General features: G+C 52.7%; 18 protein-coding genes. 14 read left to right on the top strand and 4 right to left on the bottom strand.

Features of this window, described 5'->3' with window-relative positions; translation table 11 throughout:
• Positions 1–4: 4 nt before the first annotated feature.
• The 9 genes from MMC1_RS20410 (at position 5) to MMC1_RS14520 (ending at position 7,910) form a co-directional block, all read left to right on the top strand.
• Positions 5–727 carry an ORF6N domain-containing protein gene (locus tag MMC1_RS20410; protein ID WP_011714407.1) on the top strand — a complete coding sequence of 241 codons (723 nt, stop codon included), beginning with the start codon at positions 5–7 and terminating at the stop codon, positions 725–727.
• Positions 724–1,500: a PD-(D/E)XK nuclease family protein gene (locus tag MMC1_RS14555; RefSeq protein WP_011714406.1), complete on the top strand. Its 777-nt coding sequence runs from the start codon at positions 724–726 to the stop codon at positions 1,498–1,500. Before MMC1_RS20410 ends, MMC1_RS14555 begins: the two co-directional genes overlap by 4 nt.
• The gene (locus tag MMC1_RS14550) at positions 1,497–3,635 is read left to right on the top strand and encodes an AAA family ATPase (protein WP_011714405.1); all 2,139 of its coding nucleotides are present in this window, start codon (positions 1,497–1,499) and stop codon (positions 3,633–3,635) included. Before MMC1_RS14555 ends, MMC1_RS14550 begins: the two co-directional genes overlap by 4 nt.
• 352 nt (positions 3,636–3,987) lie before the next feature.
• On the top strand, positions 3,988–4,488 hold the full coding sequence (locus MMC1_RS14545; protein ID WP_011714404.1) for a crossover junction endodeoxyribonuclease RuvC: 501 nt from the start codon (positions 3,988–3,990) through the stop codon (positions 4,486–4,488).
• Positions 4,485–4,700 (top strand): hypothetical protein, encoded by a 216-nt coding sequence (locus MMC1_RS14540; RefSeq protein WP_011714403.1) that lies wholly within the window; start codon positions 4,485–4,487, stop codon positions 4,698–4,700. The genes MMC1_RS14545 and MMC1_RS14540 overlap by 4 nt, the downstream gene beginning before the upstream one ends.
• A complete protein-coding gene (locus MMC1_RS14535) occupies positions 4,693–5,091 on the top strand; it encodes a DUF6362 family protein (protein ID WP_011714402.1) in 399 nt (132 codons plus the stop codon). Before MMC1_RS14540 ends, MMC1_RS14535 begins: the two co-directional genes overlap by 8 nt.
• 134 nt (positions 5,092–5,225) lie before the next feature.
• Positions 5,226–5,516 (top strand): integration host factor subunit alpha, encoded by a 291-nt coding sequence (locus MMC1_RS14530; RefSeq protein WP_011712974.1) that lies wholly within the window; start codon positions 5,226–5,228, stop codon positions 5,514–5,516.
• 226 nt (positions 5,517–5,742) lie between these two features.
• Positions 5,743–7,152, top strand: coding sequence for a transposase (locus MMC1_RS14525; RefSeq protein ID WP_011711816.1), 1,410 nt, complete (start codon positions 5,743–5,745; stop codon positions 7,150–7,152).
• A gap of 68 nt (positions 7,153–7,220) precedes the next feature.
• Complete coding sequence (locus MMC1_RS14520) at positions 7,221–7,910, top strand: endonuclease (RefSeq protein ID WP_011714401.1); 690 nt, start codon at positions 7,221–7,223, stop codon at positions 7,908–7,910.
• 72 nt (positions 7,911–7,982) lie between these two features.
• Here MMC1_RS14520 and MMC1_RS14515 read toward each other — a convergent pair whose 3' ends face one another.
• Both MMC1_RS14515 and MMC1_RS14510 read right to left on the bottom strand, forming a co-directional pair.
• Entirely contained in the window at positions 7,983–8,213 is a 231-nt protein-coding gene (locus MMC1_RS14515; RefSeq protein ID WP_041641264.1) for a hypothetical protein, read from the bottom strand.
• A gap of 150 nt (positions 8,214–8,363) precedes the next feature.
• Positions 8,364–9,113, bottom strand: a complete 750-nt coding sequence (locus MMC1_RS14510) for a hemerythrin domain-containing protein (RefSeq protein ID WP_011714400.1) — start codon at positions 9,111–9,113, stop codon at positions 8,364–8,366.
• 376 nt (positions 9,114–9,489) lie between these two features.
• Between MMC1_RS14510 and MMC1_RS22400 the strand changes: the two genes are divergently transcribed.
• From MMC1_RS22400 to MMC1_RS14490, 5 genes are all read left to right on the top strand, one after another.
• Positions 9,490–9,612 (top strand): hypothetical protein, encoded by a 123-nt coding sequence (locus MMC1_RS22400; protein ID WP_265101278.1) that lies wholly within the window; start codon positions 9,490–9,492, stop codon positions 9,610–9,612.
• The gene (locus MMC1_RS14505) at positions 9,605–9,997 is read left to right on the top strand and encodes a D-Ala-D-Ala carboxypeptidase family metallohydrolase (RefSeq protein ID WP_173361576.1); all 393 of its coding nucleotides are present in this window, start codon (positions 9,605–9,607) and stop codon (positions 9,995–9,997) included. The genes MMC1_RS22400 and MMC1_RS14505 overlap by 8 nt, the downstream gene beginning before the upstream one ends.
• 2 nt (positions 9,998–9,999) lie before the next feature.
• The gene (locus tag MMC1_RS14500) at positions 10,000–10,188 is read left to right on the top strand and encodes a hypothetical protein (protein WP_011712977.1); all 189 of its coding nucleotides are present in this window, start codon (positions 10,000–10,002) and stop codon (positions 10,186–10,188) included.
• Positions 10,185–10,484 carry a hypothetical protein gene (locus MMC1_RS14495; protein ID WP_011712978.1) on the top strand — a complete coding sequence of 100 codons (300 nt, stop codon included), beginning with the start codon at positions 10,185–10,187 and terminating at the stop codon, positions 10,482–10,484. The genes MMC1_RS14500 and MMC1_RS14495 overlap by 4 nt, the downstream gene beginning before the upstream one ends.
• A gap of 721 nt (positions 10,485–11,205) precedes the next feature.
• Positions 11,206–11,805, top strand: coding sequence for a hypothetical protein (locus MMC1_RS14490; RefSeq protein WP_011712979.1), 600 nt, complete (start codon positions 11,206–11,208; stop codon positions 11,803–11,805).
• Position 11,806: 1 nt separating this feature from the next.
• Here MMC1_RS14490 and MMC1_RS14485 read toward each other — a convergent pair whose 3' ends face one another.
• Positions 11,807–12,115, bottom strand: coding sequence for a type II toxin-antitoxin system RelE/ParE family toxin (locus MMC1_RS14485; RefSeq protein ID WP_011712980.1), 309 nt, complete (start codon positions 12,113–12,115; stop codon positions 11,807–11,809).
• On the bottom strand, positions 12,112–12,363 hold the full coding sequence (locus tag MMC1_RS14480) for a type II toxin-antitoxin system ParD family antitoxin (RefSeq protein WP_011712981.1): 252 nt from the start codon (positions 12,361–12,363) through the stop codon (positions 12,112–12,114). Before MMC1_RS14480 ends, MMC1_RS14485 begins: the two co-directional genes overlap by 4 nt.
• Positions 12,364–12,392: the final 29 nt, after the last annotated feature.

Below are 12,392 nucleotides of genomic sequence, written 5' to 3'. Positions count from 1 at the left end.
CCCGATGATGACGATTCAAAACGAAATGCAGATGGTAACCGTCGGTGAAACAGCTCTATCGGTTATCGAATATAAAGGCAGCCGTGTTGTCACCTTTGCCATGGTGGATCAGGTTCATCAGCGGCCAGAAGGGACGGCCAAACGCAACTTTCACGACAACCGTCCTCGATTTGAAGAGAACGTTGATTTTGCCAAAATATCGAAGGACGAATTTCGTACCGACCTATGGGAATCCTTTGGATTCAGCAAGTTTGCATCTTCTGGAATTCTCCTGACCCAGACAGGCTACCTCATGCTGGTAAAATCCTTCACGGACGACTTGGCATGGCAGGTCCAGCGAGAACTGGTAAATCGCTACTTTCAGGCGGCACCCACCTCCACGGCCCACCAGCTCTATCTGATGGCCAAGGCCAACTGGGAACAGGAGCAGAGACTGAGCCAGATTGCGGAGCTGCAGCATAATCAACAGCAGCAGTTGGATGCATTGGCGCAACGCCAATCAGACATGGACGGCGATACCGGGTATATGACCGCATTGGCCTATTGCCGCAAAGAGAGTATCCCTGCACCTCTCGCTTATGCCAAGCAACTGGGCATAAAGGCATCTGAGATGTGTCGGAACCTCGCCATTCGTATGGGACAGGTCCCCGATGAGCGCTGGGGGTCGGTCAATAGTTATCCCATAGAGATCCTCCGTGAATGCCACCAGGGTATGAAAGGGGCATGACCATGTTGGATTATAACCACAATGGAGGAGAGTTCGCCTCTGCCATCAATCACCTGATCGATGTCGCTCTGGAAGACGAAAACCACCAACAGACACCTCGCACCTACCTGGGCGCATCCCGTTTAGGAGTGGCTTGTGAACGGGCGCTGCAGTTTGAGTACGCCCATGCTCCCAAGGATACGGGGAAGGATTTTGATGGGCAGCTCCTGCGCATTTTCGCCGCTGGACACCTGTTTGAGGATATGGCGATTCGCTGGCTGCGCATGGCTGGATTCGAGCTCTTCACCACCAAGGGTAATCGCCCTAATGGCGAGCAGTTCGGCTTCGAAGCCGCTGGCGGTCGGATTCAGGGCCACGTAGACGGGATCATCGTGTCTGGCCCAAACAGCATCACCATGGGTTACCCCTGTCTATGGGAGTGCAAGTCCCTCAACAATAAATCCTGGAATGACACTGTAAAGCGCGGGTTGGCCCTCTCCAAGCCGGTATACGCAGCCCAGGTCGCCATCTATCAGGCATATATGGAGCCCCAGGTAGGGGGCATCTCGGCCAACCCGGCGCTGTTCACCGCCATCAACAAGGATACGTCCGAAATCCATCACGAACTGGTGCCTTTTGATGCCCCACTTGCGCAGAAGATGTCCGATCGCGCTGTGCGCATTATCAAAGCCACAGAGGCCCATGAGCTACTACCCCGGATCAGCCGGGAATCGACACACTTCCAGTGCCGTATGTGTAGCTGGGCAGATCGCTGCTGGAGTCTATCAGCATGAATAATGGGGCTCCATATCTCGATTTCAATGATGCCGGTGGGCAACAGGAGTTTTCCTCTGTTGCAGAACAGCATCATGAAAAGGAGGAGATCAAAGCACGTTTGCAGAGCCAGATTGAGTCGGTGCTGTATCACCTTCTGCCTGCCGGGAAGGTTCGTCATGGGCAGTTCTTCATCGGCGATGTGGAGGGCAACCCCGGTGAAAGTATGAAGGTAGAACTGACCGGCGAAAAGGCTGGGGTCTGGTACGACCATGCCGCAGGTTCGGGTGGCGACATCCTGGACCTGTGGGCCCGGTCACGAGGCATGGACACCCGCACCCAGTTCCGTGACGTCATGGATGATGTGCGCGGCTGGCTGGGAGAGTCCGTGAGATTACCACCTGTTTCGATGCAACCAACTCAACGGCGTGAACCCCCCATGGATGAGCTGGGGCCCCATACCGGTAAGTGGGACTATTTCGATACCAATGGCCAACTACTGGTCTGTGTCTACCGTTACGATCCTCCGGGCCGCCGAAAGCAGTTCCGCCCTCTGGATGTGCGCACCGGCAAGTGGCAGTCGCCAGCGGTGACGCCCCTCTACAACCTACCTGGAATCATGCAAGCCGCTGAGGTGGTGCTGGTCGAAGGGGAAAAGAGCGCCCAGGCGCTCATCGAAGCGGGAATCCCGGCCACCACCTCCATGGGCTCCAAGGGACAGATCAACCGTGCCGATTGGAGTGTTCTCCAGGGAAAGCGGGTAATCATCTGGCCCGACCGGGACAAGGCAGGATGGGAGTACGCCCAATTGGCTTCACAGGCCGCCAGAAACGCGGGTGTTCGGGAAGTATCCATTCTCACTCCACCGGAGGAGAAACCTGAAAAATGGGATGCCGCTGATGCCATGGCTGAAGGGATGGATGTGCGTGCTTTCATCCATGGAACACCACGTCAGAAACCACAGACCCGGAAACGCCGCATCCGACTGATGGATTGGACCTTCGACCGTTATGACGGCCCACCCCCGCCACGGGAGTGGTTGGTTGAGGGTGTTCTTCCCCTCGGAGTGCCCGGCATGGTCGCCGCCATCGGTGGAGCAGGAAAAAGCATGCTGTTGTTGGACCTTTGCATCAAGGTGGCTCAGATACATACAGGGAATCCCATTCCCACAGAGGCGCTGGGAGGTCCTTTGGTCCCTATTGAAGGTACAGCGGTCATGCTCACCGCTGAGGACGATCAAGATGAGATCCACAGACGACTCAATCTGCTTGTTGGAGATCTTCCAGATCCCAGAAGGCTGATTGTGATTCCACTGCCCAATGCAGGTGGTGCTATGCCCCTTGTCGCCATGGGTCGTGAAGGCCCTGTACTCACTGATGCCTACGAGGAGATGCGTCAGGAGCTATTGGAAATCCCAGACCTGCGATTAGTGGTCATCGATCCACTCCAAAGCTTTGCAGGCGGAGATGTCAATAGTGACCCCGCCGCAGGGTCCATGTTCTTTGCTGGGTTGGGCCGCATTGCTGCTGAAACAGGGGCAACCACATTAGTAGCGCACCATTTCAAGAAAGTGGGTAGCAAACCCATTCACAGCGCCAGTGAAGCCAGAGAAGCAATCCGTGGCACCACTGCCCTAGTTGACGGTGGGCGCTGGTCTTACGCCCTATGGGAAGCCTCACAGGATGAATCCATCAAGATCTGCACCCAATTGCAACGCAGTTATGAACGTGACTCTGTGTTCAATGGTGCGGTGGTCAAAAGCAACTGGCCAGTTGATAAAGCAGTTAGGGTCTATGTTCGCGAATCATCGACAGGGTTACTACAAGATCGTTCAGTTGACCTCGCTATGCGCATCAGTGGCAATGAAGATTTAAGTAAAAGTCTTGTCATGGCTCTGGGTAAAGCAGCATCCAATGGCCAACCATTCACGAAAACTGGCGGCAATGGTGTCTTTGAACGCAGATCAGAGCTTCCAGGCGACTTACAGGCGTTTTCCAAGCATAAGATAGCAGAGTTGATTGACTCCTTATTGCGAACAGGACGGCTAGTGCAGTGCGTAGCACCGGGTAGTCATATCAAAAAATGGCTCGATGTTCCGGGGGGTGAGTTTGCACTTGGCGTCGGTGAATTTCAGCTGGGATCTGGAGCTGAATGATGAGGAAAAATGCGTTCCCGGAACCTACCCATTCCCGGAAAAATCCGGGAACCGGGAACGTTAACATATTGAATTGTATAGGGTACACCGTTCCCGCCGGGAACGTTCCCGGCCATTCCGGGAAGATGTTTAACTTATTGATTACTTAAGGAGAAATCAGCTCGTTCCCGGTTCCCGGCTTTCCCTATATATAAATATATAGATGGGGGTGGTATGGAAACCCACCCCCCATCATGAATGACTGTTCAACAATTCCGCAGCCCGGCAAAGGGAGCGGATTCAAATCGGACGGTGGTGAGCTCCGCCAAGACCTGCACCACCGTCCTGACCACATCAGCCAATGGAGGAAGATATGGCTACTCAGAGTTTGCCCCATCGGGGCACAGATGAAAACAGGACAGTGTTGGCCCTGGATCTTGGTACCCAGTTGGGGTGGGCGCTGCACCACCCCGATGGGACCATCACCAGCGGCACGGTGTCGTTCAAGCTGGGCAGGTTTGAAGGGGGCGGTATGCAGTGGGTCAGGTTCAAAGCCTGGCTAGATGAGATGCACTTCACCAGCGATGTAGGACAGATCCTGTTTGAGGAGGTGCGCAGGCATATCGGAACGACAGCAGCCCATGTGTATGGCGGGTTCCTGGCCCATCTCACAGCCTGGGCAGAGCACCACGAGGTGCCCTACATGGGGGTACCCGTGGGCAGCATCAAAAAATCTGCTACGGGCAAAGGCAACGCCAGCAAGGAGCAGGTTATCCATGCCATGAAGCATCTGGGCTATGCTCCGGAGGATGACAACGAGGCCGACGCTTTGGCCCTGCTGCATTGGCAGATCGACCAGGGAGGTGCGCGATGAACGGCGGACCCAACCAACCCCGCAGCCCCTTGGCCCGGTTTCAGAGCAGCCAGGTGGATGTGGATGAGCAGAAGCGATATGGTTGGAATCGTCATGGAATCCTGGTGATCTCCGAGGATGACAACCGCCTGACCTGGCCAGAGCGGGAGCTGGTCAAGCAGCTGGGGGATCGCCTCTACGGGCATCGCCGTAAGGGGGTGTGCCATGCCTAAGAGGAAGTGGGATGCGCCTGCTGTGGCCAAACGGATGGAAGAGGCTGCCAACACCATGAAACGCCTGCCGGAGGATGGGGTGCGTCCCCGTGGGCACAGCTCCTCTTGGCCTCCCTTCTTGCGTGAGTATTGGGAAAGCTATGGAATGCAGGACGTGAAGGTTCGTCTGGGGCCGCCCACCCCAGACGCCATCGACCGCATGGATGAAGCTCTGTCGTGGCTGCACACTCTGGAGCCAGATCAGGCCAAGTTGGTGTGGTTGCGGGCTGAAAAGGTGCCGTGGAAGTTCATCATGGCTCAGCTCGGTGTCTGCAGGGAGACTGCGCGTCAGCGCTACTTGATCGCCATGGCCACTCTTTCAGCCAAACTCAATCAACAAAAAAATGCCTAGGCATTTTAGTGGGTAGGCCACATTGGCAATATTTGCTATAGTTCACATCATAATCGGGGGCGTATGCGGAAACGCTACCCTCCGATATTTTTTTGAGATTTCACCTCTACGAAGAAAACGCGGGAGAATTAGCCGTGACCATGACCAAAGCGGATATCGTTCAGACTGTTTACCATCGGCTTGGTCTGTCCAAGAAAGAGTCTGCTGACGTCGTGGAGTCGGTTTTTGAGCTTATCCGCAGCCAACTGGAAAGTGGTGAGCCTGTTAAGATCTCCGGCTTTGGTGGCTTCAGTATACGGGATAAAAAACCCCGCCAGGGTCGCAACCCAAAAACAGGGGAAGATGTGGAGATATCAGCGCGCCGCGTTGTAACTTTCAAGGCCAGCCAGATCCTGTTGGATCGTGTGAATAAGGGCCCGAGCTGAAGAGCCGGTTTTATCGCATGGGAAAACCTGGATTTATACTCGATGTTCAAGTTTTCTGCGCTTGACATCTGAGGGGAAAAGGGCAGCAGTGTCATCCCGTCGGACTCTGGATCAAGATTCAATCGAGACCCTTCATTATCTGACGGGCTGGCCTGCTGCCCCTGCTTTATTTTACACTTTCCTCCAGGGATGAACCAATGTCCCGTTTTCCATGGAGGGAAGACGGATGATTTTCAATCGACCTCTGCCATTTATCAGCGCCTTTGTTGAAGAGATTGATGGAGCCCTGCGGGAGCAGCATACGCATTCGGTTGGGATGAGCGTCTGCCAGCGGAGCTGGTTTGGTTTCTGCATCATGGCGATCATGCTGACCAACTCGATCTGCTGGGCACAGTTTGAGCGGGCTGGGTTGGGACGCTACGGCCTCGGGGCACTGGCTTGGATGTTTCGGAGTTCCAAGATTCCCTGGGAGCGGCTGTTTCAGATGAGCGTTCGGGTTGTTTTGCGTCGCCATGGGATCACGCATGGTGTGCTGGTGGTCGATGACACGGACAAAAGGCGGGCCAAGGTCACGACCCGCATCTCACATGTCCACAAGATGAGGGACAAGAGCAGCGGCGGTTATCTTTTTGGCCAGCAAATTGTCTTTTTGCTTTTGGTGGCCGACATGGTGACGATTCCGGTCGGGTTTGCGTTTTATCGTCCAGACCCGGCACGGACGGTTTGGCGCAAGGAAGTCAAAGCGCAGAAGCGCAAAGGGATTCTGAAAAGCAAGCGCCCAGTTGAACCGGCCAGGAACCCGGACTATCCGACAAAACCAGAATTGGCACTGCGATTGTTGCGGCAGTTCAAGCAGTGGCATGCTGTGGTGCAGGTCAAGGCGATCCTGGCTGATGCACTTTATGGAGCTGCTGATTTTGTAGACCAAGGGTCATCCCTGTATGCTGGCATCCAATGCGTCAGTCAGTTGAGGAAGAACCAGAAGGTCCGTTTCCTGAGCCGGGATCTGACTGTTGAGGAATTTTTCCAGCGCTATCCCGGTGTAACGGGGAGGCTCCCGGTCCGAGGTGGAGAGAACAGGGCCATCGTGTTTCGCAGCGCCCGCATCCATGTGAAAGCACATGGCGTGAAGCGCTTTGTTATTGCATTGAAATATGACGGAGAACAAGATTATCGATACCTGTTTGCCTCCGACTTGACGTGGCGAACGGAAGATATCCTGAAGGTGTTCACCTTGAGGTGGCTGATCGAGGTGTTTTTCCAGGACTGGAAGGCCCACGAGGGCTGGGGGAATCTGACCAAGCTTCAAGGTGACGAAGGATCAAGCCAAGGCCTGATCCTGAGCCTGATGGTTGATCATTGTCTCCTGGTCCAACCAGACCAACTGGCCCAGTTGAAACACAAACAACCCGCGTTCACTGTGGGAAGCCTGATCAATCACATCAAGGCCGACAACCTAGTGGCACTCATTCACGATCTATTGAACGCAAATGCACCAGAGCAGGAATTGACCCAATTGGCCGACGTACTGGCTAAACAGTTCAGGCTGAACCTCTCGGAAAAACACATGGTTGGGCGTGATCTGGGGCGGCAGGCCCCATCAGCGTCGCTCAAGTATAAAACTGCGTTGGCGTGACACCTTGAACGGCTGTCAAGCGCTGAAAACTTGAACATCGAGTTATAGCTTTGACACTCTCACTGCTGATGACCATCTCGGCCATCGCCCAAGCTGCTGATCCTCAAATCCCCCATCGCATTGCTTCGTTCAGCGAAGCTAAAAAGCTTCTCCCCAAAGTCTTTGAAGGCCACCGCACTACATTTTACTGCGGCTGTAGCTATACCAAGCATAAGGAAGTTCGGTCGGGAGCATGCGGCTATCAGCCCCGCAAAAATCCTAAGCGGGGTAGTCGCATTGAATGGGAACACGTTGTTCCTGCTCACGCCTTTGGCCATACCCGTCAGTGCTGGCGAGAGCCAATCTGTACAACCAAAAAAAGCAAAGCTTACAAAGGCCGTAGATGCTGCGCCAAGGTTGATCCCGTCTTTGAAGCGATGGAGTCTGATCTCCACAATCTGGTCCCTGCAGTAGGCGAACTCAACGGCGACCGCAGCAACCGGTCATTTTCTATGGTCGCAGGTGAGCCCAGAGCCTACGGAGCCTGTGATTTTGAGATCGACTGGGACACCGACCGTGTTGAGCCCCGCCCCGAAGTGCGTGGTGATATTGCTCGGACCTATTTCTACATGAATGCCTCATACGGGCTGCCAATCAGCAAAAAGCAGAGGCGGCTCTTTGACGTTTGGAACAGGGAAGATCCAGTCGATGACTGGGAACGTGAACGGAATCGTAGGATAGAACGGATACAGGGTAACGCAAATCCCTTTATCCAGTAGTCAGCAAGAGCACACTGCACATTAGCCCGCCCCAGGGCAATTTGGAGGTGGGTTTTCTGATCGAAGAGGGGTTTAATAATCAGGTTCAATCTTGAAAAGACGATGGAAATTAGCAGTTTGCATCACTTTGAAATTGATATCATCTAATACTTTAATCTTGATTGATCCTTGTTTTTTCGCAACTTTCTCGCGGAGCAGAAGTAACTGGCCAAGTGTTGAGCTGTCTAGAAGGTCGGAGTAGCCTCCGATTTTGATCAGTATTGTGCTGCCATTGTGAACAGCATCTGAGATTTCGTCCAGCATGTTGATGTTGAAAGCGGATAACTTTCCAGGGATGGTGAGTGTTAAGTTCTCTTACTCCCAGGAGGCTTGATTTTGGCTATCCGTAGTAGTCTTTCACACAAATGAGTTTTGCCAAAGATGATTGAGCAACAGAAGTATCAGGACGTTCATCTATGGAGTTTGCTGTGCGATTTGGTAAATATTAGATGTTGAAAGTTGGCCAGTAATCTCTAAGGCGATACCTCTTTCTGGCTCAATCCGTATAACAGTGCAAGGGCGGCTGTTTTTCTGATCCAGTGGCATGAGTTGAATTTTGGCTTTGGTTTTTTCCTTAATCCAAGCAGGTATCGGCGGAGGAATATGCAAGAACAAGCTTGACTGGCTAATGTTTTCTAATCTGCCTGTCATGCCCCCCCCTCCCTCAAATTCGATTAATGCTCGGCCTGATAACTTAAACCTAGCATTCCTTGGCTTAGGGGCTACTTCATTAGAAGTCATGAAATCAACAGCCATGCGATCCACTCTCAAAATATGGTCGCTTAGCCACTCTGTAAGCATATCAAATAGTTTTGGTGCCTGCTTAATGCAAGTACCCGCAGAACAGCTTTCTAATGACTTTTGCAATTCGCTGTTCGTTTTTACAAACCGCGAATGGGCTAATTTGTGGCTATTGAGCTGAGGATAATTATTGCTGGCTAATAGCCTTTCTTCAAAACTAAGATGTTCTTGAACATATGCCTCTAGCTCAAGTGCACTGACTCTAATGCTTTCTTCGTCTGCGCCAGCTTGAATTGCATGACTAACCCCAATTGCCAACAGAAAAAGCTGTTCGTGCTGCTTGTCAATGCTAGGGACGTTTAATTTCAAATCTTGTTCAAAATTAAGCGTGCCAGATTTACATGGGATAATGAGATCAGACATTTTGAAACCTGTTAAGATCTTCGAGCTAAACGCAATAGGGCAACAGTGCGCATCATATCAATTTTTTCTTACATAAGTGTATTGAATCTTTATTCAAGGCCAATCAGCCGGTCTTATTTTTTTATGTCTACCAGATGCGGCACGCCCTAACGCACATCCATTCACTTGAACTCTAATTGAGAGGAAGTGCGGGGAACCGCAAAAAAAAAGTGCAAATAGAAAAGATCCTATTGACCACTGGAAACGTGACTGGAATCGACAAATCGATCAGAGTTGAGGGGAAAGCAACTTCCTTTGGCCAGCAATTAATACGAGCACACTGCACATTAGCCCGCCCGGGGAAACTCGAGGCGGGCTTTTTGTGGGGAGAATCTGAATGGGTACATCACTGTTGATGGGTGGGTCACTGATCGCATCATTGATCTTTGGATTGATTGCTGTGGCTATCCTCGGGGTGATGTTACGCATGCTGGTTGGCGGAGTAGATGATCATGTCTGAACAAAGTTGGCCCCATTTCAGTCACACAGAGCTTGAATGTCACTGCGGCTGCGGCTCCCAAGAGATGGACCCAGAATTTATGGAGCGCCTGGAGGATCTGCGGGGGGCATACGACAAGCCCATGCCCGTCACCAGCGCATACCGTTGTCCCAATCATAACGCCTCCGTTTCCAAAACTGGCCCCAGCGGTCCCCACACTACCGGGATGGCTGTGGATATTCAGGTTGCCGGTGAGGATGCCCACAAGCTGATGACCTTGGCCCTTTACCACGGATTCACAGGGGTGGGCGTTCGGCAAAGAGGCCCTCATCAAGCCCGCTTCCTCCACCTGGATACTCTGGAAGCCGATACCAACCGCCCCCGTCCTACGATCTGGAGTTATTAATCATGCCCATTCAGCAAATGATCAACACCATTCTCAACCGGGTGCGTGAGCCCTCCTCTTGGGGTGGCTTCGCAATCTTACTGGCCATGTTTGGTCTATCCCAAGAGGAGACCAGCGCTATTACCGAATTGCTGGCTGCTGCTGCTGCTCTTGGGTCGGTGTTTATTTCTGAAAAAGGGGATCGTTCGTGAGCCCACAAGAAGTGACGGTTGAACGCCGTCGTGGCCTGGAACGGCATGTCCAGACCGTGTTGACCATGGGTGTCGCTGCACTGATGGCATGGCAGTTGAGCACCATCGAGCAGATGCGTGTTGAACTCGCTATCCTCAGTGGTCGGGTGGATGCTCTGGCAGCGCGGGTGGACGAGGCGTCCTATGAGCGCTATCGGGCCACTGATGCTCACCGCGACTTTGCCCTGCGTGACCAAGCCATCAAGGCGCTGGAGGGGCGGGTGGATCTGGTTGAAGAGATTTGTGACGGCAAATAGATTCTGGATCTCGTAGTCGCCGCTGGCCCGACCATGTAAGCCTCGTTGCACCAATTAACACAGCTTCAGAGAGACTTTTACAAAGTTCTCTTAGTTCTCCTTACCCGTATATGCCCAGCAAGAGTAGCACAGTACAGAAAAGATAGATGCCCAAGTCGATAGTTAAGGAGTAGCGAAGTTGCACCATGGCGCTTGACCCTTAAACATTAACAGCTTCTTACAGTTGACCAAATAGAGTTCGGATCCCGCGAACGCCGTGACTCTGACCACGGAAGCCCCATCTGTTTTACTGGACCTGAGGATTGATAGAAGGCGGTGGCAAAACTGAATGTGGGTTGAGGTGAAATGCCTTCTCACCAATCCAGATTATAATAAACAGGTCCTCCGTTCTTTCCATACATGGGCTTGGGTACACAGAGTTCACGCACGCTGCAGGATCCAACCTCGGCTATGTAAACCAGCAAGCGCCGTGGGTCAGGACCGTCAGAGCCCCTTTACACGTAATGGATTCAGGGAGGTAGGAGCAGACATCTAGCGGTGCTATGGAGACCCTTCGATTAATGTCCACGCCCAGCCAGCCAACAGTCCCTGTTCCTGTCGAATTACTCATGTGGGCCTAGGAACGTGGCCTCACGCGCGCTGCAGGGTAAGCTCTATCTAGGTGCGTTGTATTAGCAATACAAGGTTAGAACCAACTTTTTTTTGAGAAAATTCAGAAGCGATGGATTTAAATATAGAAATTAACAGAGGACAGGTTGATAGGGCTACGACCAACTTAGCCAAACAGGCTTGCTACGCCACCGCCCTAGCTCTGACCCGCACAGCACAAGATGCTCAAGCAGAGGTACGCCGCCGTCTGCCAGAGCGCTTCACCATCCGCACCGGATGGGTAGCTAAAGGCATCCGGATCAAACCGGCCAAGAAGAGTGATCTGCAGGCCTCTGTTCGGGTGCTGGATCCTTTCATGGCACTCCAGGAGACCGGTGGGGCCAAACGCTCCCAATCTGGGGATTCGCTGGCCATCCCATATGGTGCCCGTCCCAATCCCAAGTCCGTGACCCGGCCAGGGAAGTTTCCTGGTGCTCTGCTGAAGAAGCCCAATCACTTCATCGCGCCCTTGCATGATGATCCCTCTACCCACGCTGTGTGGCGTCGTAGAGGTCGTAAGGGGCGTAAGCTGAAGATGATGTACCGCTTTGTGGATCGAGTTGAGATCAAGCCCCGCTTTGGATTCATGGATACGGTCAAGGGTGTGGTTGAGTCGCGTTTTCAAAAGAACTTCAACGAAGCCATCACCGAGGCCATGGCTTCAGCCCATTAACTTAGCGATCCTCATCCAATATGGCATTCAGATCCCGTTTGGTATGCAGCACACGTTGAATTTCTGCTGGTGAAGGGTAGGGGTCATAAACGATCACATATTCAAACCCATGGACGACTAAAAACCTCACATCGCGGGAAGTGATATCGGTACGCTCTTGACCCGCGAATGGATATTCACCAAGTAGCCGGGTTGCCTTTTTAATAGCCTCTCGTAGCGCTCGAGCAGCCATGGGGTTTTCATTTCCAAGATCTTTGGCGGCCCCTTGAAGATCTCGCCGTCCTTGAGGAGTAAAAACGGCAGGCTTCATTTTGAAACACGATCAATAATTTCATCCATTTCTTCCAGAACCTGATCTGCCGTATAGGTCCCTTCACGTTGGGCCTCTTCTTTAACGGCATCAAGCATGGCATCAAACTTGGTGCGGCGTTCCTCATCCTCTTTAAGGCGACGTAGGGCCTGGCGTACTACCTCGCTGACGCTATTGAAACGACCGCTCTCGACACAAGAGCGGGCGAAGGATTCCAGTTCGGGGGTCAAACTAACGTTGGTGGCCATGAACACCTCCTATGTCAAAGTTTGACACT

This window comes from Magnetococcus marinus MC-1, assembly GCF_000014865.1.
Taxonomy (GTDB): Bacteria; Pseudomonadota; Magnetococcia; order Magnetococcales; family Magnetococcaceae; genus Magnetococcus; species Magnetococcus marinus.
The sequence above is the reverse complement of the archived record's forward strand: the minus strand, read 5'-3'. Positions and strand labels throughout refer to the sequence as shown.

Bases quoted from the DNA above. Each gene is read 5' to 3' on its own strand.
- MMC1_RS20410 (WP_011714407.1), top strand. From the start codon at position 5: ATGATGACGATTCAAAACGAAATGCAGATGGTAACCGTCGGTGAAACA.
- MMC1_RS14555 (WP_011714406.1), top strand. From the start codon at position 724: ATGACCATGTTGGATTATAACCACAATGGAGGAGAGTTCGCCTCTGCC.
- MMC1_RS14550 (WP_011714405.1), top strand. From the start codon at position 1,497: ATGAATAATGGGGCTCCATATCTCGATTTCAATGATGCCGGTGGGCAA.
- MMC1_RS14545 (WP_011714404.1), top strand. From the start codon at position 3,988: ATGGCTACTCAGAGTTTGCCCCATCGGGGCACAGATGAAAACAGGACA.
- MMC1_RS14540 (WP_011714403.1), top strand. From the start codon at position 4,485: ATGAACGGCGGACCCAACCAACCCCGCAGCCCCTTGGCCCGGTTTCAG.
- MMC1_RS14535 (WP_011714402.1), top strand. From the start codon at position 4,693: ATGCCTAAGAGGAAGTGGGATGCGCCTGCTGTGGCCAAACGGATGGAA.
- MMC1_RS14525 (WP_011711816.1), top strand. From the start codon at position 5,743: ATGATTTTCAATCGACCTCTGCCATTTATCAGCGCCTTTGTTGAAGAG.
- MMC1_RS14520 (WP_011714401.1), top strand. From the start codon at position 7,221: ATGACCATCTCGGCCATCGCCCAAGCTGCTGATCCTCAAATCCCCCAT.
- MMC1_RS14515 (WP_041641264.1), bottom strand. From the start codon at position 8,213: ATGCTGGACGAAATCTCAGATGCTGTTCACAATGGCAGCACAATACTG.
- MMC1_RS14510 (WP_011714400.1), bottom strand. From the start codon at position 9,113: ATGTCTGATCTCATTATCCCATGTAAATCTGGCACGCTTAATTTTGAA.
- MMC1_RS22400 (WP_265101278.1), top strand. From the start codon at position 9,490: ATGGGTACATCACTGTTGATGGGTGGGTCACTGATCGCATCATTGATC.
- MMC1_RS14505 (WP_173361576.1), top strand. From the start codon at position 9,605: ATGTCTGAACAAAGTTGGCCCCATTTCAGTCACACAGAGCTTGAATGT.
- MMC1_RS14500 (WP_011712977.1), top strand. From the start codon at position 10,000: ATGCCCATTCAGCAAATGATCAACACCATTCTCAACCGGGTGCGTGAG.
- MMC1_RS14490 (WP_011712979.1), top strand. From the start codon at position 11,206: ATGGATTTAAATATAGAAATTAACAGAGGACAGGTTGATAGGGCTACG.
- MMC1_RS14485 (WP_011712980.1), bottom strand. From the start codon at position 12,115: ATGAAGCCTGCCGTTTTTACTCCTCAAGGACGGCGAGATCTTCAAGGG.
- MMC1_RS14480 (WP_011712981.1), bottom strand. From the start codon at position 12,363: ATGGCCACCAACGTTAGTTTGACCCCCGAACTGGAATCCTTCGCCCGC.